Below are 20,525 nucleotides of genomic sequence, written 5' to 3'. Positions count from 1 at the left end.
AACCCGCTCCTGGAGATCTACTCCGAGCCGCGGCTCCCGGAAGCGTGCCTCGGGGCACGTCGGGCCTGTCGGTCGATCTCTCACGATATAACCAACTAAACATGTAGAGATTACGGGTTTTAATGTTACTGTCGTTGTATGTCGGCAGTTCCCCTGCATCTCGCCGTCGCTCTCGACGGCGCCGGATGGCACCCCGCGGCCTGGCGCGATCCCGCCGCCTCCCCGAAAGCCCTGTTCACCGCCGCCTACTGGGCCCAACTGGTGGCCGAAGCCGAGCACGGCCTGCTCGACTTCGTCACCATCGAGGACTCCCTCGCCCTGCAGACCACTCTTCTGGACGGCCACGACGGCCGTGTCGACCAGGTGCGCGGCCGGTTCGACGCCGTCCTGGTGGCCTCCAGGATCGCCCCCCTGACCAGCCGGATCGGGCTGGTGCCCACGGCGACCACCACGCACACCGAGCCCTTCCACGTCGCGAGCTCCATCGCCACCCTCGACTACGTCAGCACCGGGCGGGCCGGATGGCGCGCCCAGATCTCCGGGCGCCACACCGAGGCGGCCCACTTCGGCCGCCGGGAGGTTCCCGAGCTCCGCCCCGAGAACCTCGGCGACCTCGACAAGGCGGGCGTCGTGCGGGAGCTGTTCGCCGACGCCGCCGACACCGTCGAGGCCGTGCGGCGCCTCTGGGACAGCTGGGAGGACGACGCGGTCATCCGCGACGTGGCCACCGGCCGGTTCGTCGACCGGGACAGACTCCACTACGTCGACTTCGAGGGGACGAGCTTCACGGTCAAGGGGCCCTCCATCGTGCCGAGGCCGCCCCAGGGGCAGCCGCTGGTCACCGCGCTGGCCCACTCCCGGCTCCCGTACGAGTTCGCCGCGCGCGGCGCCGACGTCGTCTACGTCACGCCACACGACAGTGAGCAGGCGCGGGCCATCGTGCGCGAGGTACGTGAGATCTCCGGGCAGGTGCGCGATCCGGCCGCGGAGGAGCTGAGGATATTCGCGGACCTCGTCGTCCTCCTCGACGACGACGCGAAGGGCGCCCGCGAACGCAGGGCACGGCTCGACGAGCTCGACGGCGCCACGTACACCTCCGACGCCGCGATCTTCACGGGTACCCCGGGAGAGCTCGCCGACCTGCTCCTGGAGTGGCGCGCGGCCGGGCTGCAAGGGTTCCGGCTCCGGCCCGCCGTGCTGCCGACCGACCTGACCGCGATCACCCGCGGCCTGGTGCCCGAGCTGCGCGGACGCGGCGCCTTCCGCCACGCGTACGAGGCCGGCACGCTCCGCGGCCACCTCCACCTGCCCCGACCCGCCAGCCGCTACGCAGGGAGCCGACGATGAAGCAGGTCATCCTCGCCGCCCACTTCCCGGGCGTGAACAACCACACGGTCTGGAGCGATCCGGCCTCGGGCAGCCAGATCGACTTCGCCTCCTTCGTCCACCTGGCGCGGACCGCCGAGCGTGGCAGGTTCGACTTCTTCTTCCTGGCCGACGGGCAGCGGCTGCGCGAGCAGCGCGGCAGGATCCACGACCTCGACGTGGTCGGCCGCCCCGACTCGCTCACCGTGCTCTCGGCGCTGGCCGCGGTCACCGACCACCTGGGCCTGGCCGGGACCATCAACGCCACCTTCAACGAGCCGTACGAGCTCGCCCGCAAGCTCGCCACCCTCGACCACCTGTCCGGCGGCCGGGCCGGGTGGAACGTCGTCACCTCCTCCGACGCGTTCACCGGCGAGAACTTCCGCAGGGGCGGCTTCCTGGAGCACTCGCAACGCTACGAGCGGGCCGAGGAGTTCGTCCGGACGGTCCGCGAGCTCTGGGACTCCTGGGCCGCCGGCGACCTCGTCGCGGACCCGGCGACGGCCACGTTCGCCAGGCGGGAGGCCGGGGAGTTCGCCCACCGGGGCACCCACTTCGACATCGGCGGCCACTTCACCGTGCCGCGCGGACCGCAGGGCCGCCCGCTGACCATCCAGGCCGGAGACTCCGAGGGCGGCAGGGCCTTCGCGGCGGCCACCGCCGACGCCGTCTTCTCCCGGCACAGCAGGCTCGAAGAGGGGCAGGCCTTCTACCGCGACATCAAGTCGAGGCTGGCCGCGCACGGCAGGTCCCCCGACTCGCTGAAGATCCTCCCCGGTGTCACGTTCGCGCTCGGTGACACCGACGCCGAGGCCCAGGAGAACGCCGACCACATCCGCCGCCAGCAGGTCAGCCCGCAGACCGCGATCCTGCTGCTCGAGCAGCTGTGGAACCGCGACCTGTCGGCCTACGACCCCGAGGGCCCGCTGCCCGAGATCGACCCGGACGTCTCGGAAGACTCGATCATCAAGGGCCGGACCCGGATGTCCAGGGACCCGCTCGCCACGGCGGCGGAGTGGCGGGCCCTGGCCGAGTCCAAACGGCTCGGCATCCGCGACCTGGTCATCGAGGTGACCGGCAGGCAGTCCTTCATCGGCTCGCCCTCGCGCGTCGCCGAGGAGATCAACGAGTTCGTGCAGAGCGACGCCGCCGACGGCTTCATCCTGGTGCCGCACCTCACCCCCGGCGGCCTGGACGACTTCGTCGACAAGGTCGTCCCGCTGCTGCAGGAGCGCGGAGTCCTCCGCGCGGAGTATGAGACCACCACGCTACGCGGCCACCTGGGGCTGGAGGAGCACCGTTGAAATTCCTCGCCATCACCCTCATCGTCCACGGCCCCAACCCCGTCACCGGTGAGCTCAAGTCGACCAACGCGCGCCTGCGCGAGGTGGTCGAGAACGCCGTGCTGGCCGAGGAGCTCGGTTTTGACGGCTTCGGCGTCGGGGAGCGGCACGAGCGCCCGTTCATCTCCTCCTCCCCGCCGGTCGTGCTCAGCCACATCGCGGCGAAGACGTCGACGATCAAACTGTTCACCGCGGTCACCACGCTGAGCCTGCTGGATCCGGTACGGGCCTACGAGGACTACGCCACCCTCGACCACCTCTCCGACGGCCGCCTGGAGCTCATCATCGGCAAGGGCAACGGAGCCGCGCAGGCCCAGCTCTTCCACGTGACCGGCGAGGACCAGTGGGAGCGCAACCGGGAGGGCTACGAGCTGTTCCGCCGCCTGTGGCGGGAGGACAGGGTGACCTGGTCCGGTAAGTTCAGGCCGTCCCTGACCGACGCCGAGACCTGGCCGCGCCCGCTGCAGCGGCCCATCCGCGTCTGGCACGGCAGCGCCACCAGCAAGGAGTCGGTGGACCTCGCCGCCCAGTACGGAGACCCGCTGTTCTCCGCCAACGTCAGCAACCCGGTCGAGCCGTACGCCGAGCTGATCCGTTACTACCGGGAACGCTGGGAGTTCCACGGTCACGACCCCGCCGACGCCCTGGTGGGAGCGGGCACCGCCGGGTACTACGCGGCCAGGAACTCCCAGGACGCGATCGAGGCCTACCGGCCGATCTTCAACGCCAGGCTGGAGCTGTTCAAGAAGGTCGGAGTGGATCCGGTCTTCCACACCCTGGAGGACGCGATCGAGCGCAGCTCGATCCTGGTCGGCAGCCCGCAGCAGATCATCGACAAGGTGCACCGCTACCACGAGCGGCTCGGGCACGAGGTCATGCACCTGCACGCGGACGCGGACGGCCTCACCGACAAGCAGCACCGGACGGCACTGGAGCTCTTCCAGAGCGACATCGCCCCGGTGCTGCGCGCGGAGATCCCCAGCAGACCGTTCCCCCGGTACGAGAGCGCGCGGGACGGGGGGCGCTCATGACCTCCCTGTCCGTCCTCGACCTGGCCCCCGTCCCGTCCGGTGGCACGCCGGGCGACGCGCTGCGCAACACCCTGGACCTGGCCAGGCGGGCCGAGGAGTTCGGCTACCTCCGCTACTGGGTGGCCGAGCACCACTTCGCGTCCGGCGTCGCCAGCGCAGCCCCGGCCGTGCTCATCGCCCTGGTGGCCGCCGCGACCAGCACGATCAGGGTCGGCTCGGGAGCCGTACAGCTCGGGCACCAGACCGCGCTGTCGGTGGTCGAGCAGTTCGGTCTCATCGACGCGCTCCACCCCGGCCGGGTCGACCTCGGCCTGGGCCGGTCGGGCCAGCGCAAGGCCGAGTTCGCCGAGCTGGCGAAGAAGGCCCCGCCCGCGCCGAGGCCCGCCAGGGTCGTGGACGGCCTGCTCATCCCCGAACCCTTCTCCTTCACCGCGCTCGCGAGGTCGCCGCTGCTCTCCCTGTACGGCTCGCTGCTCCAGCAGCCCGGCGCGGAAAGCCCTGACTTCGCCGACCAGGTGGACGACATCGCGGCGCTGATCGCCGGCACCTACCGCTCCCCGGAGGGGGTGGCCGCGCACGCGGTGCCCGGCGAGGGCGCGGACCTGCGGCTGTGGATCCTGGGCAGCAGCGGCGGGCAGAGCGCGCAGGTGGCGGGGGAGCGGGGGCTGCCGTTCGCGGCGAACTACCACGTCAGCCCGTCCGGCGTGCTGGAGGCCGCGGAGGCGTACCGGGAGGCGTTCAAGCCCTCGGAGACCCTGGCGGAACCCCACCTGATCGTCTCGGCGGACGTCGTGGTGGCCGAGGACGACGAGAGGGCCCGCGAGCTCGCCTCCCCGTACGGGCTCTGGGTCCGCAGCATCCGCAGCGGTGCCGGGGCGATCCCGTTCCCGACACCGGCGGAGGCCGCGGCCCACGAGTGGAGCCAGGAGGACCGCGCGCTGGTCGCCGACCGGCTGGACACCCAGTTCGTCGGCTCCCCGCGTACCGTCGCCGAGAGGCTGCGCGTCCTGCGTGACGTCACCGGCGCCCACGAACTGCTCGTCACCACCATCACCCACGACCACGCCGACCGGGTCCGCTCCTACGAGCTGCTCGCCGAGGAGTGGTCGAGGCTCGTCGCCTGAGCCCGAGACGGCCTGCCGGGCGGACACCGTCCCGGCGCGCCCAAGGCCGGGGAGGCCGCCCGTACTCGGCCTCCCCGGCTTCCTGCACCCGGTGGCGGCCGAAGATATTTCCGGCGTGATGTCGAGAACGCGTCGTCGACTCCGACGTCCCAGGTGAGACGCCCCCGACGAGGGCGTCCTGAGATTCGCCGCCGAAAGAGAACCGCCCCGTGCCGGGTGCGGGAAAGGACAAGACATGAAGAGCTCTGCCCTCGGCAGCATCCTGCTCGGCAGCGTCGACCCCGTCAGGCTCCACGCCTGGTACCTCGCCGCGCTGGCACCCGAGCACTTCGGAGACGGCTTCATCGACTTCGGCGGTGTCCGGGTCCTCTTCGAAAACCGCACCGACATCGCTCCGGCGACCGCCGAGCCCGGTCGGGTGATCTTCAATTTCCATGTGGAGGACGCCCGTGCCACAGCCGCGCACCTCGACGGCCTGGGGGCGACCTGGCTGGTCGAGGTCGAGCGGCGGGACGCCGGGCTGTTCGGCACGCTGGTGGACCCGGACGGCAACTACATCCAGATCATCGAGCTCAGCGAGGAGTATCTCGCCGCGGCGGGGCGATGACCTGTCCGGCGGGCGGACGACATCGACGCCGCCGTTGACGAACTGGCCGGACGGGGTGTGACCTTCGAGCGCTACGACGGCTTCACGCAGGACGACAGGGGCGTCATGCGGGAAGGCGGCCCCTGCATCGCGTGGTTCAGGGACCCCGCCGGCAACGTCCTGTCCGTGCTCCAGGACAGGTAGGAGTGCCCGTGGGCCCGGCCGCGTCCGTCGCCGCGGCCGGGCCCACGTATCAGGTCGGGCGCGTCAGGCGCGTTTGGCGATGGCGGTGATGAAGGGCTGCATGATCCGGGCGGCCAGCGGGCCGAACGCGGCGAGGATGAGCACGTAGGCGGCGGCCAGCGGGCCCAGGTCGGGATGGACCCCGGCGGCCACCGCGAGACCGGCGATCACGATGTTGAACTCGCCCCGGGGGATGAGCGCGATTCCGGCCCGAGCCTGTCCGGCTCTGGCGATACCCGCCCGGTGGGCGGCGTAGGCGCCGGTGAGCAGCTTCGTGATCATGCTGATCACGGCGAGGAGCACGGCCAGCCCGGCAACCGGGAGAATCTTGGTCGGATCGGTCTGAAGGCCGAAGAAGACGAAGAACACCGCGGCGAACAGGTCGCGGATCGGGGTGAGCAGTTCCTGGGCGTCCTCGGCCAGCTCGCCGGAGAGGGCGATGCCGACCAGGAAGGCGCCGACCGCGGCCGAGACCTGGAGCTGCTGGGCCACCCCGGCGACCAGCAGCGCGAGACCGATGACCTTCAGCAGCAGCACCTCGGAGTTGGGGCTGGAGACGAACGCCTCGATGAACCTGCCGTAGCGGAGCGCGACCAGCAGCACGACGCTGACCGTGCCCAGTGCGATCGCCACGGCGATCGCACCGCTGGCGAAGCTCAGCCCGGCCAGCACCGCGGTGAGGATCGGCAGGTAGACGGCCATCGTCAGGTCCTCGAAGACCAGCAGCGACAGCACCACCGGTGTCTCGCGGTTACCGATCCACCCCAGGTCGGACAGGACCTTGGCGGTGATGCCGGAGGAGGTGGCGTAGGTGACACCGGCCATGGCGATGGCGGCCACCGGCCCCCAGCCCAGCAGCAGTGCGGTGATCGCGCCCGGCGCGGCGTTGAGCACCAGGTCGACCACGCCCGCGCGGGCGTTGCCCTTCAGGCTCGTCACCAGCTCGGAGGCGTTGTACTCCAGGCCGAGGGTGAGCAGCAGCAGGATGACGCCGAGCTCGGCGCCGACGGAGGTGAACTCCTCGCTGGTGGCCAGGGGCAGGATGCCGCCGGTGCCGAAGGCCAGTCCGGCGATGAGGTACAGGGGGATGGGCGAGATGCCGACTTTAAGGGCCAGTGCGCCGAGGATGCCGAGCCCGAGAAGGACAGCACCGAGCTCAAGAAAAAGAATAGCCGTGTGCACCAGGTTTCCTACCCGCCGGACAGGATGTCGGAGACGGCGGAGGTGCTCTCCGGGCTGCCCACCACGACCACCACGTCGTTTCCGAGCAGCCCGAAATCAGGGGCGGGGCTGGCGAACACCTGGCCCTCGCGAACCACGGCCACGATGGAGGCGCCGGTGCGGGTGCGGACGCGCGCGTCACCCATCGGCCGGCCGGCGTACGGCGAACCGGGCACGATCGGCAGTTGCAGGCTGACGAGCCCCTCGACCTCGCTGTGCAGGGCGTTGAGGCGCTGCACGATGCGCGGGGCGCCGAGCAGTTCGGCGAGCGCGTCGGCCTCCTCGTCGTTCAGTTTTATGGTCTCGCATGCGCGGTCGGGATCATCCGGGTCGTACAGCACCAGGTCACGACGGCCCGTGCGGTGAGAGACGATTCCTATTCGCCTGCCTGACCGCGTTGTGAACTCGTGCCGCAGCCCTATACCTGGCAGTGCCGTCTGCTCGACCTCCACCGTGCCAGCTCCTTGCGTGTGTATGACTGATTCTCTTGCCAGGAGAACCTACCAACTCGGGCTTTGTCGAGTGATGCCGAGCATAACCGGTATTACCGATTGACTTTGTGGGTTATTTGGCCGACGATGGGCGGGAACCGAGCCCCCAGCCACGAATGAGGTCTTCCGTGCCGGCTCCCGTCGTCGACGTGGGGGCGCCGCAGCGGGCCGCGCGAACGCGGTCACGTGCGCCCCTGCCCTCCGCCGCCGTCTGGCAGCGCCTTGTCAGCCCCCTGGTCATCGTCGTCGTCTGGCAGGTCGCCAGCGCCGCCGGACTTCTCCCGGGACAACTCCTCGCCTCGCCCGTCAAGGTCCTCACCACCGCCGCCGGGCTCGTCGGAGAGGGAGTCCTGCCCGAGGCGATCGCCGTCTCGCTCCGGCGGGCCGCGATCGGCTTCACCCTCGGCGCGGTCGCCGGGATCGGCCTGGCCCTCGTGGCGGGGCTCAGCCGCATCGGCGAGAACGCCGTCGACCCGCCGCTGCAGATGCTGCGGGCGCTTCCGCTGTTCGGCCTGATCCCGCTGTTCATCCTCTGGTTCGGGATCGGCGAGACGCCCAAGGTGGCGCTGGTCGCCCTCGGTGTGGCCTTCCCGCTCTACCTCAACACCTTCTCCGGGATCCGCGGCGTCGACGGCAGGCTCGCCGAGGTGGCCCGGGTGCTGCGGCTGAGCCGTACGGAGACCATCACCCACATCGTCCTGCCCGGCGCGCTGGCGCAGACCCTCGTCGGCCTGCGGCAGAGCCTGGGCGTGGCCTGGCTGGCGCTGATCGTGGCCGAGCAGATCAACGCGGACGCCGGCCTGGGACACATGATCAACGATGCCCGGGAGTTCCTGCGCACCGACGTGATCGTCGTCGGCCTGATCGTCTACGCGGTCCTCGGCCTGCTGACCGACGCGCTGGTACGCCTGCTGGAGAGGAGGGCCCTGTCATGGCGGCAGAGCTTCCTGTCACGTTGACCTCGTCGCGTGCGGTGCTCTCGCTCCCCGCGGCGGCCCCGCCCCGTGCGGCGGCCCCGGTGGCCGCGGTCAGGGGACTCACCCGGGCCTTCGGGGAGCGGCGGGTTCTCGACGGGGTCGACCTGGAGATCGGCCGTGGCGAGTTCGTCGCCCTGCTCGGCCGGAGCGGCTCGGGCAAGTCCACGCTGCTGAGGGTGCTCGCGGGACTCGACCCCGGTGCCGAGGGCGAGGTCGAGGTCTGCGGCACCGCCGCCGTGGCCTTCCAGGAGCCCCGGCTCGTGCCGTGGAAACGGGTCCTGGCCAACGTCGCGCTCGGGCTGCGCGCCCCCGACCCGCGCGCCGCCGCGCTGGCCGCGCTGGAGGAGGTCGGTCTCGGCGCCCTGCGCGACGCCTGGCCGCTCACCCTGTCCGGCGGCGAGGCACAGCGGGCCTCCCTGGCCAGGGCGCTGGTCCGCGAGCCCGGCCTGCTCCTGCTCGACGAGCCGTTCAGCGCCCTGGACGCGTTGACCCGCATCACCATCCACCGGCTCGTGCTCGACCTGTGGGCGCGGCACCGCCCCGGCATCCTGCTCGTCACCCACGACGTGGACGAGGCCATGCTGCTGGCCGACCGCGTCCTGGTGCTCGACGGGGGCGCCATCGCCCACGAGTCCGGGATCGAACTGCCCCGCCCCCGCCACCGCGACCACCCCGATCTCATCGCACTGCGCTCCACCCTGCTCAACCGGCTGGGCGTCACCCCGGAGGGAACCGTATGAAACGTCGTGTCACCGCGGCGATCGCCGTGGCTCTGCTGCTGTCCTTCACCGCGGCCTGCGGAGCCGGGGAGGAACAGGGCGTCCGTGCGGACGGCTCGGTCGACCTGTCACAGGTGACGCTCCGCGTCGGCGACCAGAAGGGCACGGGCCTGCAGGCGCTGTTGACCGCGGCCGGCCAGCTCGACGACGTCAAGTACAAGGTCACCTGGTCACAGTTCACCTCGGGGCCACCGATCCTGGAGGCCATCAACGCCGGTTCGGTGGACTTCGGCGCGGTCGGCAACGCGCCGCCGGTCTTCGCGGCCGCCGCCGGGGCGAAGATCTCCGTCATCGCGGTCGCCGAGAAGGGCCTCGGCGGTCAGGCGGTCGTCGTTCCCGCGGACTCGCCCATCAAGACCCCGGCGGACCTGCGCGGCAAGCGCGTCGCCGTGGCCAAGGGCAGCTCCGCCAACTTCCACCTGCTGGCGGTACTGAAGAAGGAGGGACTGGGCTTCACCGACATCCAGCCCCAGTACCTCCAGCCGCCGGACGCCCTGGCCGCGCTCTCCTCCGGCAGGATCGACGCCTGGGCCATCTGGGATCCCTACACCGCCCAGGCCGAGTCCCAGACCGGGGCGCGCGTCCTGGTCGACGGCGAGGGCTACGCCAACGGCTTCGAGTTCCAGATCGCCGGGAAGGAGGCCCTCGCCGACCCGGCCCGCACGGCCGCGCTGAGCGACTGGGTGGCGCGCATCCGCAAGGCACATCAGTGGGCCAACGACCACCAGGACGAGTGGTCCAAGGTCTTCTCCGAGCTCACCGGGCTGGACCAGGCGATCATCAGTACGGCGGTCAGGCGCAGCTCGTACCGGGACCTCAAGCTCGCCGGCGATGTCGTCGACCGCGAGCAGCTCGTCGCCGACGCGTTCAGCGAGGCCAAGCTCATCCCCTCCCCCGTCACGTTCGCGGACTTCGTCGACACCAGGTTCGACGCCACCCTGGACAACCCCTCGTGACGCCCGCCCCGAGGTCCGTGCCCGGGAGATCCACGCCTGGAGGCATCCGATGAAGTTCCACTGGTTCCTGCCCACCGCCGGTGACAGCCGGGTCCTCACCGGGGGCGGCCACGGCCTCAGCAGGGGGCACGGCCGCTCCGAGGCGGCCACGTTCCGCCCGCCGGACATCGAGTACCTGGCGCAGGTCGCCCGCTCCGCCGAGCAGCTCGGCTTCGAGGCGGTCCTGACCCCGACCGGCACCTGGTGCGAGGACGCCTGGCTGGTCACCGCCGCGCTGACCCGCGAGACCGAGCGGCTGAAGTTCCTCGTCGCCTTCCGGCCAGGCTTCATGTCACCGACGCTGGCCGCGCAGATGGCCGCCACCTACCAGCGGCTCTCGCGAGGCAGGCTCCTGCTCAACGTGGTGACCGGCGGGGAGAGCGCCGAGCAGGCCAGGTTCGGCGACCATCTGTCCAAGGACGAACGCTACGCGCGCACCGACGAGTTCCTGTCGGTCGTGCGCGGCGCCTGGAGCGGTACCCCCTACGACTTCGACGGCGGCCACTACCGCGTCGAGGGCGCGATGGTCGCCGAGACGCCCGATCCCGTCCCGGAGATCTACTTCGGCGGCTCCTCGCGGGCTGCCGGACCGGTCGCGGCCAGGCACGTGGACGTCTACCTCACCTGGGGCGAGCCCCCCGAGCAGGTGGCGAAGAAGATCGAGTGGATCCGGGAGCTGGCGGAGGAGCAGGGCCGTAAGCTCCGCTTCGGCATCCGGCTACACGTGATCACCCGCGACAGCGAGCGCGACGCCTGGGCGGAGGCCGAGCGGCTGCTGGCCGCCATCGACCCGGCCGACATCGTCTCGGCCAGGAAGCTGCTCGGCCGTAGCGAGTCGGTCGGCCAGCGGCGCATGCTGGAGCTGCACGAGGGCTTCACCGGGGGCACCGCCCGCGACCTGGAGATCCATCCGAACCTCTGGGCCGGGGTCGGCCTCGTGCGGGGCGGTGCGGGCACCGCGCTGGTCGGCAGCCACTCCCAGGTCGCCGAGCGGATCGAGGAGTACGCCTCGCTCGGCGTCGAGGAGTTCGTCCTGTCCGGCTATCCCCACCTGGAGGAGGCGTACTGGTTCGGCGAGAACGTGCTTCCCCGCGTCGCCGCGCCCGTCCAGGGGTGATCACGGCCACATCCGGCGAGCCCGTCTTGCGCGTGATCTCCGCGGGGAGGAATCTCGGTGCATGCCTGACGACCGCCCGTACGACATCGTGCTGTTCGGCGCCACCGGGTTCACCGGGGCGCTCACCGCGGAATACCTCGCGCGCAACGCCGGTCCCGCCCTCCGCTGGGCACTGGCCGGGCGCAACCGGGCCAAGCTCGAAGCGGTCAGGGACCGGATCGGCCTGCCCGAGCTGCCGCTGCTGCACGCCGACGTGACCGACCCGGCCTCCCTGGTGGAGATCGCCAGGCAGGCCAGGGTCGTGGCGACCACCGTGGGCCCCTACGTCTCCTACGGCGAGCCGCTGGTGGCCGCCTGCGCCGACGCGGGCACCCACTACGCCGACATCACCGGCGAGCCCGAGTTCGTCGACCGCATGTTCATCCGCCATCACGAGCGGGCCAGGAAGACCGGGGCCAAGCTCGTGCACGCCTGCGGGTTCGACTCCGTCCCGCACGACCTCGGCGCCTACTTCACGGTCAGGCGGCTGCCCGAGGGAGTGCCGCTGGAGGTCAGCGGCTTCGTCCGGGCCTCCGGTGCCGCCTCCGGCGGCACCGCGCACTCCGCCGTCATGGCGATCTCCCGCTTCCGGCAGACGGCCGAGGCCGCGCACGTCCGGCGCGAGCTGGAAATCGTGCCCGGGGCCGCCGCGGCCTCCAGGACCAGGAAGACGCGTGGCATGCCCGGCCCGGTCCGCCACGTCGGAGGGTGGGCACTGCCGTTGCCCACGCTCGACCCGCAGATCGTCGCCCGCTCGGCCCGCGCGCTGGACCGCTACGGCCCCGACTTCACCTACCGCCACCACTTCGCGGTCAGGCGACTGCCCGTCGCGCTCGGCCTCGCCGCCGGGGTGGGCGCCCTCGCGCTGCTCGCCCAGATCCCACCGGCGCGCTCCCTGCTGCTGCGCCGCTTCGCACCCGGTGAGGGGCCCGGCGTCGAGCAGCGGGCCAGGAGCTGGTTCAAGGTCACCTTCCTCGGCCTGGGCGGCGGGGCGCGCGTCGTCACCGAGGTCGCGGGTGGCGACCCCGGCTACGGCGAGACCGCCAAGATGCTCGGCGAGTCGGCGCTCTGCCTGGCGACGGACGACCTTCCGGAGGTCTCCGGTCAGCTGACCACCGCCGTGGCGATGGGCGACGCGCTGATCGGCCGTCTGGTGCGGGCGGGCATCACCTTCACGGTGCTGAGCGACTCGCGCAAGTAGGCGTCCGCTCGGGACGAGCGGCTCCCGGGTTCCGGTGTGACGATCGTGGACGGGATCGGCCGGAACCCGCTCGATCCGGGGTGTCACCCGGTCACGATGTGGACCGGCGGCGCCTGCGGTAGGCGCGCTGCTGGCAGGCCCGCGAGCAGTAGGCGCGCGGGCGACCCGTCTCCGCCCGGTCCATGCCCGTGCCGCAGATCGCACACGAGGCGCTTTCATCACGCTTTTCATCACGCTCACGGACCAGTACCTCGATGCCGTCCAGCACGCGCCGCAGGCCGAACTCGAAGGAGTCCTCCGGCTCGTCGTAGCCGCCCGCCTCCCAGACGTGGGTCAGCGTGGGATAGAGGTGGAGCTTCTCGTACAGCGACTCCCGGGCACCCCACCACTCCTCCTCGGAGACCCCCGTGTGCCGCTCGGCCCTGGCGACCTCCGCCGCCCTGGCCGCCTCGCTGTCCACGAACCGGCCGACGAGGCCCACCACCGCGACCATCTCGGCGGGCTTCAGGCCGATTCCCGCCACGGTGCCGAGCGCGTACTCGAACTGGGCGACGGAGTTCGGGCCGGGAACGTGCCGGGTGCCGCGCACCTCGGCCAGCCAGGGGTGACGGCGGCACAGGGCCCAGCACCGTCTCGCCCACCCCTCGAGCGCCTCGCGCCAGCCGTGCGGCGTGCCGGCCGCGCCGCCGCCGTCCGTCCCGCTCGTCACCACGTCGCCCATCACCGTGTCGCACATCAGGTCGATGAGCTGTGCCTTGCCCGGTACGTGCCGGTAGAGCGACATGCTGGTGAAGCCGAGACGTTCGCCGACCCGTCGCATCGACAGCCCCTCGACGCCGTCGGCGTCGGCGATCTCGACGGCGGCGCGCACGATCGCGCCGACGCTCAGTCCCTGCCTGGGCGCGGCGTCCCGGGACTCCCGCCACAGCAGTTCGACGGTCCGGTCCGGATCCTCCTCGAAGGCCACCCGTTCTCCTTCCGCTTGACGCTCGACCCGAGTATCTGTTTATGCTGTATACGTTATTTACATTATAAATGAGGAGCACCCGTTGAACGATTTCTACGTGTCCCCCTCCGGTGACGACACCTGGCCCGGCACCCTGGAACGACCCTTCGCCACCCTCGCCCATGCCCGGGACCTGGCCCGCGGCGCGGACGCCGCTGTCCACCTGCTGGCAGGCACCCACCGGCTCGCCGAGACGTTCGAGCTCACCGAGGCCGACTCCGGCGTGACCTACCGGGCACTGGGGGAGGCCGTCGTCAGCGGTGGCCGCCGGGTCACCGGCTGGCGCGAGCGGGACGGAGTCTGGCTGGCCGAGGTCGGCGACCTCGACACCCGCCAGCTCTACGTGGAAGGACGCAGGGCCGAACGGGCCGCGATCGACGCGATTCCCGGGAAGGCCACCAGAACCGACACGGGTTACGTCACCGACAGTACGGCCCCGCAAAGCTGGGGCAATCCCGCCGACGTCGAGTTTGTCTTCCGCGGCGTCTACCCGTGGACCGAGGCCCGCTTCGGCGTCGCCGCCGTCGAAGGCGACGAGTACTCGACCACCATCACCATGGCCCAACCCGCCTTCGGCTGGGCGATCGAGCTCTACAACTCGGTGGTCCCTTGGGAGGGCGGAGGGGAGTCCTACGGCCCTGGCCTGCCGACCCGGGTGGAGAACGGCGCGGGTTTCCTAACGGAGCCGGGTACCTTCGCCCTCGACAGGTCCCGCCCTGGTCACCACGTCCTGAGCTACCGGCCGCGCCCCGGCGAGGACCCCGAGCGGACGGAGGTCGTCGCCCCCGTACTGGAGACGCTGGTCAAGGTCACGGGCGCTCGCGACGTCGCCTTCCTCGGCGTCACCTTCGCAGACGCCACCTGGCTGCGGCCGAGCCGCCCAGAAGGCTTCCTGCACTACCACGGCACCGGCTACTACGAGGGCGGCCCCATCGAGAAGGTGTCGTTCGGCGAAGGGGCGTGGGTGACGGTGCCGGGGGCGTCGTCGGAGATTCCGGCGAACGTCGTGTTCGAAGGCGCCGCGCGCGTCGCGATCGAGGGCTGCCGCTTCACCAGGCTGGGGGCCACGGCCCTGCGGTTCTCCGGCGACAGCGCCGACATCCTGGTGCGGGGCAACGTGTTCGAGAGCCTCTGCGGCGGCGGGATCTCGATCGGCGGGAGCCGCGGCGCCAGGGTCGAGAACAACTGGGTCCACGACGTCGGCCTGGAGTACTCCGGCTCGCCCGGTATCGCGGTGACCGGGAGCGAGGACTCCACGCTCGCGCACAACCAGGTGAACGACGTCCCGCACTGCGGCATCGTGGTCGGCGCGGGCAAGAGCACCCGGGTCCTGCGCAACCTCACCTTCAACACGTTGAAGGTGCTGGCCGACGGCGGTGGCATCTACCTGTCGGGCCCGCAGGGCGACTCCCACGACAACGGCGCGGTCGTCCGCGGCAACGTCGTGCGCGACACGCTCACGCCGTACAACTTCGCGCTCTACACCGACTACGGCGCCGCCTGGGTCACCGTCGAGGGCAATGCCGTCCAGCGCGCCGACAACACGGCCGTCCTGCGGGTCTGGCCACCACTGGAAAACGTCGTCTTCCGCGGCAACTTCTGGGATGCCCACCCGGTGGGCTGGGACGACCCGCCGGAGGGCGTCACCATGGAGGGCAACGTGACGTCGGCCGACGAGAAGGACTTCGAGGTCCGTACGGCGAGCATCGTCGTGCGGGCGGGTCTGGAGCCCGGCTACGCCCACCTGCTCGGACGGTGACCACCGCGCCTCGCTCTTGGAGAAGCCTTGGGGTACGGATGAGCGTGGCGGTGATCCGGGCACGGTACTAAACCGGGTAGTCCGCGTGCGGGAACGGGGGCCGTGTCATGTCCGACTCGTGAGCGCGAAAGAGCGTGATGAGGACCTGACGGCCCGAGTGCCGGCCGGACGCGCCGGCACCGCCGCGCGGTGATACCGAACAGAGCGTCGGGGGACCGGCCCCGACGACGGCTGGTCGCGTCCGGGGCCGGCCCGAGTCCTAGGAGACGTCAGCCATGAAAATGCCCACAGTCAACGAGTGCCAGGTCGATGCGTGCGCCTACAACGCGGACCACGTCTGCCACGCGCTGGCCATCACGGTCGGCAACAGTCATCACGCGGAGTGCGAGACCTTCTTCAAGGTCGACCTGAAGGGTGGCGACCCCGCCGCCACCGGCCGCGTCGGCGCCTGCAAGATGTCCGACTGCCAGCACAACGTCCAGTACGAATGCCAGGCCTCCGGCATCGTCGTCGGTTACGCGCAGAAGGACATCGACTGCCTCACGTACGCGCCGGCCTGACGGCGGATGAGCCGTACGGCGACGGAGCGGTGGCCCCGGCCTCTTGGCATCCAAGCGCTTGTTTGGTAACACTGGCCCATGGCAGAAACCGCCGCCGACGTCTTCGCGCCCGCGAAGCTCGGGCCGATCACCCTGCGCAACCGCCTGATCAAGGCGGCCACCTTCGAGGGCATGACCCCCGAGGCGCTGGTCTCCGACGAGCTGATCGACTTTCACCGGCGGGTGGCCGCCGGAGGCGTCGGCATGACCACGGTGGCCTACTGCACGGTGGCACCGGAAGGCCGCACGCAGTGGCGGCAGATCTGGATGCGCCCGGAGGCCGTGCCCGGCCTGCGCCGCCTCGCCGAGGCGGTACACGCCGAGGGCGCCGCCATCTCCGCGCAGATCGGCCACGCCGGCCCGGTGGCCAACCCCGCCTCCAACAGGCTCCCCGCGCTGGGCCCGTCCCGGCGGTTCAACTGGCTGGGCATGAGCATGACCCAGGCGACGACCGTCGCGGACATCGAGCGCATCGTCCGCGCGCACGCCGACGCGGCGCTCCTGGCGGAGGAGTCGGGCTTTGACGCCGTCGAGATCCACCTGGGGCACAACTACCTGGTCAGCTCCTTCCTCAGCCCCCGGCTCAACAACAGGACCGACGGCTACGGCGGCAGCCTGGCCAACCGGGCCCGGCTGGCGCGCGAGGTCGCCCTGGCCGTAAGGGAGGCCGTCGGCGGCCGGATCGCGATCCTGGCCAAGCTCAACATGGACGACGGGGTCAGCGGCGGCCTGACACCCGACGAGAGCCTCCAGGTCGCGACCTGGCTGGAGGCGGACGGCGGACTCGACGCCATCGAGCTGACGGTGGGCAGCTCGCTGCTCAACCCGATGTACCTGTTCAAGGGCGACGCCCCGATCCGTGACTTCGCCGCGGCCCTGCGGCAGCCGCAGCGGCTGGGGGTGCGGCTGCTGGGCGGCCGGTTCCTGCGCTCCTACCCCTACCGGGACGGCTACCTGCTCGACGACGCCCGCGCCTTCCGCGCCGCCCTGAGGATGCCGCTGGTGCTCCTCGGCGGCGTCACCAACCTGGCGACCATGGAACTGGCCCTGCGCGAGGGCTTCCAGTTCGCCGCCATGGGCCGGGCCCTGCTCATGGAGCCGGACCTGCCCAACCGGATCATGAAGAACCGGGCCGTCGAATCCCGGTGCATCCACTGCAACCGGTGCATGTCGACGATCTACTCCGGCACCCGCTGCGTGCTCACGGAGTGACCGCCCTCGCTCTCAGCGGAGCCCGGCACGCCGGGCGGTGACCACGTCGACGACGGCCACGACCAGCGAGACCAGCACGAAGGCGATGGCGACCAGCAGCGAGTGCCGGAACGCCGTCGCGTAGTCGCCGCGGGAGGAGGCGACCTCGGCGAAGAACACCGAGCCGATCGCCGCGATGCCGACGGCCGTGCCGAGCCGCTGTCCCGTCTGGAGCACCCCGCCGGCGGTGCCGGCCATCGCGACCGGCACCTCCGACAGGGTCAGCGTCTGGTTGGGGGAGATCACCAGGCCGCTGCCCAGGCCGGCGAGGAGCAGCGGCAGCGCGATGGCCCAGGCCACGTGCTCGCCGGGGACCAGCCGCACGGCGAGCGCCGTGACGCCCAGCGCGGCCGCGACCAGCAGCAGCCCCGCCACCACCAGCGGCCGGCCCAGCCGGGTGACGGTCCGGCCGCCCAGCGTGGCGGCCACGGCGGACCCCGCCGCGAAGGGGGTGGTCGCCAGCCCTGCCTCCAGTGCCGAGTAGCCCAGGCCGTTCTGCAGGTAGAGGGTGAGAATGAAGAAGATCGCGCTGAAGCCGGCGAAGTAGAGCGTGCCGAGCAGGGCGCCGAGCGCGTACGAGCGTCTGCGGAACAGGAACAGGTCGACGACCGGCTGGCGCCGCCGCCCGTACCGGCGTTCCCAGGCCACGAAGGCGGCGAGCACGACGAGCCCGGTGAACAGCGTCGGCCACCTTTCCGCGCCCTGCCACTGCTGCCCCTCGACGAACGGCAGGAGCACCAGCACGACGCCGAGGGCGAGCAGCAGCACGCCCACCGGATCGATGCTCTCCCGGGGGCGCCTTTCGCGCGCCGGAGGCCGGATGTAGCAGTACGCCAGGACCACGGCCAGGATGCCGATCGGCACGTTGACGTAGAAGACGAGGCGCCAGGCGTCGGGGCCGCCGCCGAGTTGGATGAGCGCCCCGCCGAGCAGCGGGCCGATCGCGGTCGAGAAGCCGATGACGGTGCCCAGCAACCCGAACGCCCGGCCCCGCTCCGCTCCCCGGAAGAGTTGCTGGATCAATCCGCTGACCTGCGGATTCAACACCCCGCCGGCCATTCCCTGGATGAGTCTCGCGATGACCAGCAACGTCGGGTCCCCGGCCATCCCGGCCGCCGCGCTGGACAGGGTGAACAGGACGACACCGAGGACGAACACGTTGCGCCGGCCGTGCATGTCGCCGAACCGCCCCGCGGGGATCAGCGCCAGCCCGAAGGTGAGCGCGTACCCCGACACCACCCACTGCAGGTCGCTCTGCGGGGCGTTCAGCCCGTTGCGGATGGCCGGCAGCGCCACGTTGACGATGCTGACGTCCAGCAGGGTCATGAAGCCGGCGACGAGGCAGACGGTCAGCGCCTTCCAGCGGCGTGGGTCGGCTCCCTCCTGGTCTCTCAGAGCCGTCGTCTCGTCGCTCATCCGGTCGCGCGGTGCGGGGGCCCGGCCTCCCGGTCCGCCGGTCTTCTCCTCCCGCCGCGTTCCAGATCTTCGGGCGGTACGGGTGACCGGCTGAGGACCAGCATGCCGCCCCCGTTCTCCGCCTTCGGCTTTCAGCAGCCGATACGTACCCCTTTCGGATGTTCAAATCACCGTTCGGGCCCCGGCGAGTCGCCGGGACCCGAACGGTGGCTCATCTGCGGAGCGGGGAGTCGCCCGGTGCTACGGGCACGTCGCCTCGCCGCTCTGCACCGGGACGTTCACCGCGGTCCAGGCGGCCTTGACCGCGTTGACCTCGACGCAGCCGCTCGGGAAGAGCGCCTTGGCGGCGGCCACGGTGGCCTTCCGTGCCTTGGGGTGCGTCCACGGCGCGGTCTTGCTGTTCAGCCCGGCCTGGAAGATCTGGCCGGCCTTCTGGATGCCGATGCCGGTCAGCGTGGCCGGACCCGAGCAGACGGAGCTGGCCGGCTTGCCCACCGGGTTGGTGCCCTCGGCGAGCAGGTAGAACCAGTGGTTCTGCGGGCCCGCTCCCGCATGCACCTCGAAGTTGAAGGGGGAGCTGTAGCAGTTCGGGTGTCCCTCGGCCGACGGGTTGTACATGTTGCGGATCTCGCCCGAGCCGACCAGGTTGACCTCCTCGCCCACCAGGTAGTCCGGCGGATCGAGGCTGGCGGGCTGGTTGGCGTAGTGCTCGGTCAGCGCGCCGAAGATGTCGCCGGTCGACTCGTTCAGGCCGCCGGTCTCGGTGCTGCTGCCCCCGGGACCCCCGGAGTACTGGAAGACGGCGTGGCCGTACTCGTGGCCGACCACGTCCATCGGGGTGGCCTGCCGGGTGTTGGCCTGGTTATGCCCGAAGTTGGTGTAGCTGCCGTTCCAGTAGGCGTTGACGGCGTTCAGGCCGACCCGGGCCGGGAACGCGCCGCCGGAGCCGTTGAACCCGTTGCGGCCCAGCCAGTTGCGGAGCATGTCCCATTCCTTCTGCGCCGCGTACAGGGCGTCGACGCAGGCGGTCTCCAGGTTGGTGCCCGAGCCGGTGCCCCAGGCGTCGTCGGTCCCGGTGTAGGCGGTGCCGCCCTGCCCGCCGCAGCGCAGGCCGGGACGGGTGGTGTCGGTCATCGAGTACGAACTGCCGGAACCTGAGGTCTGGATGGTCACCGGGTTGCCGTTGTAGTAGCTGTTGCCGGTCCCGGCGTGGACGTCGTCGTAGGAGTCGACGATCGACCCGTCGACGGCGTCCACGAAGACGTGCAGGACGCTCGGGGTCTCGCCGTTGGTACCGGTGACGACCACCTCCCAGGCCAGCCTGGGCGTGGTGGTGGCGGCGTGCACGAGCAACCGAGGGGTGCTCACGCTCTCCACGACGGGCACCTGCGCGCGGGCGGTGGCGGTCGCCGCGGCGGCGTCCACCTTGCTCGTGACGTCGACCGTGATCCTGGACTGCTGGCCCGAGCTCACCGACCCGACCAGCTCGCCGGCCCGGTCGGTGGACACGATCACGTCACCGCCGAACACCGGCAGCCCCCGGTAGGTGCGCGCGTAGGTCAGGTACTGCAGACCCTGGGCGCCGGAGACGTTGGCGGTGAGGGTGAACTTCTCGTTCTGCCCCTTGAGGAGGGCTTCCGACCTCATCGCGATGGTGGCGTTGGCCGTGGTCACGGCGCGGTTGCGCGCCTCCGCGTCCGGCGGTGAGTACGGCGGAGGGTCGGCGGAGACGGTGCGGGCGGTGATGTCCGCCGGTGCTGACGCGGCGCTCACCGCGGTGGGGGTGAGCAGGGCGGTGACGGCCAGTACGGCCACGGCGCCCAGTTTGGTCTTCGGATTCACGGGGGGTGACTCCTCTCGGTGTCCCTGGGGGGGAAGAGGGATACAAGGAGCCCTAAGGGTCGGGGCTACCCCAAAGCTGACACCGAGCGAGGCGGACGAATACCTCACAAAATCCCATAACGCCGTGGTATGGGCGGCTA

19 protein-coding genes are annotated in these 20,525 nt (G+C 71.2%); 14 read left to right on the top strand and 5 right to left on the bottom strand.

The window, feature by feature from the left end; all coding sequences use genetic code 11:
* Window positions 1-138: 138 nt before the first annotated feature.
* The 6 genes from ACWD3H_RS30815 (at window position 139) to ACWD3H_RS30790 (ending at window position 5,653) form a co-directional block, all read left to right on the top strand.
* A complete protein-coding gene (locus ACWD3H_RS30815) occupies window positions 139-1,347 on the top strand; it encodes an LLM class flavin-dependent oxidoreductase (protein WP_451957475.1) in 1,209 nt (402 codons plus the stop codon).
* A complete protein-coding gene (locus tag ACWD3H_RS30810) occupies window positions 1,344-2,669 on the top strand; it encodes an NtaA/DmoA family FMN-dependent monooxygenase (RefSeq protein WP_451957474.1) in 1,326 nt (441 codons plus the stop codon). Before ACWD3H_RS30815 ends, ACWD3H_RS30810 begins: the two co-directional genes overlap by 4 nt.
* A complete protein-coding gene (locus tag ACWD3H_RS30805; protein ID WP_451957473.1) occupies window positions 2,666-3,739 on the top strand; it encodes an LLM class flavin-dependent oxidoreductase in 1,074 nt (357 codons plus the stop codon). The genes ACWD3H_RS30810 and ACWD3H_RS30805 overlap by 4 nt, the downstream gene beginning before the upstream one ends.
* Complete coding sequence (locus ACWD3H_RS30800; protein WP_355551671.1) at window positions 3,736-4,863, top strand: LLM class flavin-dependent oxidoreductase; 1,128 nt, start codon at window positions 3,736-3,738, stop codon at window positions 4,861-4,863. Before ACWD3H_RS30805 ends, ACWD3H_RS30800 begins: the two co-directional genes overlap by 4 nt.
* A gap of 235 nt (window positions 4,864-5,098) precedes the next feature.
* Window positions 5,099-5,470 carry a VOC family protein gene (locus ACWD3H_RS30795; protein ID WP_355551674.1) on the top strand — a complete coding sequence of 124 codons (372 nt, stop codon included), beginning with the start codon at window positions 5,099-5,101 and terminating at the stop codon, window positions 5,468-5,470.
* Window positions 5,471-5,527: 57 nt separating this feature from the next.
* Window positions 5,528-5,653 (top strand): hypothetical protein, encoded by a 126-nt coding sequence (locus ACWD3H_RS30790; RefSeq protein WP_355551677.1) that lies wholly within the window; start codon window positions 5,528-5,530, stop codon window positions 5,651-5,653.
* Window positions 5,654-5,716: 63 nt separating this feature from the next.
* Here ACWD3H_RS30790 and ACWD3H_RS30785 read toward each other — a convergent pair whose 3' ends face one another.
* Complete coding sequence (locus ACWD3H_RS30785) at window positions 5,717-6,874, bottom strand: cation:proton antiporter (protein WP_350927405.1); 1,158 nt, start codon at window positions 6,872-6,874, stop codon at window positions 5,717-5,719.
* A gap of 8 nt (window positions 6,875-6,882) precedes the next feature.
* Complete coding sequence (locus ACWD3H_RS30780; RefSeq protein WP_355551681.1) at window positions 6,883-7,365, bottom strand: cation:proton antiporter regulatory subunit; 483 nt, start codon at window positions 7,363-7,365, stop codon at window positions 6,883-6,885.
* 167 nt (window positions 7,366-7,532) lie between these two features.
* On the opposite strand from ACWD3H_RS30780, the gene ACWD3H_RS30775 reads away from it, so the two are divergent.
* The 5 genes from ACWD3H_RS30775 to ACWD3H_RS30755 all read left to right on the top strand — a co-directional run bounded on the left by ACWD3H_RS30775 (window position 7,533) and on the right by ACWD3H_RS30755 (window position 12,512).
* Window positions 7,533-8,363, top strand: a complete 831-nt coding sequence (locus ACWD3H_RS30775; protein ID WP_451957472.1) for an ABC transporter permease — start codon at window positions 7,533-7,535, stop codon at window positions 8,361-8,363.
* On the top strand, window positions 8,336-9,121 hold the full coding sequence (locus tag ACWD3H_RS30770) for an ABC transporter ATP-binding protein (protein ID WP_451957471.1): 786 nt from the start codon (window positions 8,336-8,338) through the stop codon (window positions 9,119-9,121). Before ACWD3H_RS30775 ends, ACWD3H_RS30770 begins: the two co-directional genes overlap by 28 nt.
* Window positions 9,118-10,116 (top strand): ABC transporter substrate-binding protein, encoded by a 999-nt coding sequence (locus tag ACWD3H_RS30765; RefSeq protein WP_451957470.1) that lies wholly within the window; start codon window positions 9,118-9,120, stop codon window positions 10,114-10,116. The genes ACWD3H_RS30770 and ACWD3H_RS30765 overlap by 4 nt, the downstream gene beginning before the upstream one ends.
* 49 nt (window positions 10,117-10,165) lie before the next feature.
* Entirely contained in the window at window positions 10,166-11,272 is a 1,107-nt protein-coding gene (locus ACWD3H_RS30760) for an LLM class flavin-dependent oxidoreductase (RefSeq protein WP_451957469.1), read from the top strand.
* Window positions 11,273-11,333: 61 nt separating this feature from the next.
* Window positions 11,334-12,512, top strand: coding sequence for a saccharopine dehydrogenase family protein (locus ACWD3H_RS30755; protein WP_451957468.1), 1,179 nt, complete (start codon window positions 11,334-11,336; stop codon window positions 12,510-12,512).
* A gap of 91 nt (window positions 12,513-12,603) precedes the next feature.
* Here ACWD3H_RS30755 and ACWD3H_RS30750 read toward each other — a convergent pair whose 3' ends face one another.
* On the bottom strand, window positions 12,604-13,479 hold the full coding sequence (locus tag ACWD3H_RS30750) for a TetR/AcrR family transcriptional regulator (RefSeq protein ID WP_451957467.1): 876 nt from the start codon (window positions 13,477-13,479) through the stop codon (window positions 12,604-12,606).
* 82 nt (window positions 13,480-13,561) lie between these two features.
* On the opposite strand from ACWD3H_RS30750, the gene ACWD3H_RS30745 reads away from it, so the two are divergent.
* From ACWD3H_RS30745 to ACWD3H_RS30735, 3 genes are all read left to right on the top strand, one after another.
* On the top strand, window positions 13,562-15,277 hold the full coding sequence (locus ACWD3H_RS30745; RefSeq protein ID WP_451957466.1) for a right-handed parallel beta-helix repeat-containing protein: 1,716 nt from the start codon (window positions 13,562-13,564) through the stop codon (window positions 15,275-15,277).
* A gap of 275 nt (window positions 15,278-15,552) precedes the next feature.
* A complete protein-coding gene (locus tag ACWD3H_RS30740; protein WP_350957686.1) occupies window positions 15,553-15,837 on the top strand; it encodes a DUF1540 domain-containing protein in 285 nt (94 codons plus the stop codon).
* A gap of 78 nt (window positions 15,838-15,915) precedes the next feature.
* Entirely contained in the window at window positions 15,916-17,088 is a 1,173-nt protein-coding gene (locus ACWD3H_RS30735; RefSeq protein WP_350957683.1) for an NADH:flavin oxidoreductase, read from the top strand.
* Window positions 17,089-17,100: 12 nt separating this feature from the next.
* Here ACWD3H_RS30735 and ACWD3H_RS30730 read toward each other — a convergent pair whose 3' ends face one another.
* Together ACWD3H_RS30730 and ACWD3H_RS30725 are read right to left on the bottom strand one after the other, a co-directional pair.
* Window positions 17,101-18,543, bottom strand: a complete 1,443-nt coding sequence (locus tag ACWD3H_RS30730; protein ID WP_451957465.1) for an MFS transporter — start codon at window positions 18,541-18,543, stop codon at window positions 17,101-17,103.
* Window positions 18,544-18,783: 240 nt separating this feature from the next.
* Window positions 18,784-20,385 carry a M4 family metallopeptidase gene (locus ACWD3H_RS30725; RefSeq protein ID WP_451957464.1) on the bottom strand — a complete coding sequence of 534 codons (1,602 nt, stop codon included), beginning with the start codon at window positions 20,383-20,385 and terminating at the stop codon, window positions 18,784-18,786.
* Between the last annotated feature and the right edge of the window lie 140 nt (window positions 20,386-20,525).

The organism is Streptosporangium sp. NPDC002607, assembly GCF_053592655.1.
This window is presented reverse-complemented; position numbering and strand designations above follow the sequence as displayed.

What these genes read in the sequence shown, in the direction of transcription:
- ACWD3H_RS30810 (WP_451957474.1), top strand. Translation starts at nt 1,344, where the DNA reads ATGAAGCAGGTCATCCTCGCCGCCCACTTCCCGGGCGTGAACAACCAC.
- ACWD3H_RS30815 (WP_451957475.1), top strand. Translation starts at nt 139, where the DNA reads ATGTCGGCAGTTCCCCTGCATCTCGCCGTCGCTCTCGACGGCGCCGGA.
- ACWD3H_RS30755 (WP_451957468.1), top strand. Translation starts at nt 11,334, where the DNA reads ATGCCTGACGACCGCCCGTACGACATCGTGCTGTTCGGCGCCACCGGG.
- ACWD3H_RS30740 (WP_350957686.1), top strand. Translation starts at nt 15,553, where the DNA reads ATGAAAATGCCCACAGTCAACGAGTGCCAGGTCGATGCGTGCGCCTAC.
- ACWD3H_RS30770 (WP_451957471.1), top strand. Translation starts at nt 8,336, where the DNA reads ATGGCGGCAGAGCTTCCTGTCACGTTGACCTCGTCGCGTGCGGTGCTC.
- ACWD3H_RS30765 (WP_451957470.1), top strand. Translation starts at nt 9,118, where the DNA reads ATGAAACGTCGTGTCACCGCGGCGATCGCCGTGGCTCTGCTGCTGTCC.
- ACWD3H_RS30730 (WP_451957465.1), bottom strand. Translation starts at nt 18,543, where the DNA reads ATGAGCGACGAGACGACGGCTCTGAGAGACCAGGAGGGAGCCGACCCA.
- ACWD3H_RS30735 (WP_350957683.1), top strand. Translation starts at nt 15,916, where the DNA reads ATGGCAGAAACCGCCGCCGACGTCTTCGCGCCCGCGAAGCTCGGGCCG.
- ACWD3H_RS30795 (WP_355551674.1), top strand. Translation starts at nt 5,099, where the DNA reads ATGAAGAGCTCTGCCCTCGGCAGCATCCTGCTCGGCAGCGTCGACCCC.
- ACWD3H_RS30800 (WP_355551671.1), top strand. Translation starts at nt 3,736, where the DNA reads ATGACCTCCCTGTCCGTCCTCGACCTGGCCCCCGTCCCGTCCGGTGGC.
- ACWD3H_RS30760 (WP_451957469.1), top strand. Translation starts at nt 10,166, where the DNA reads ATGAAGTTCCACTGGTTCCTGCCCACCGCCGGTGACAGCCGGGTCCTC.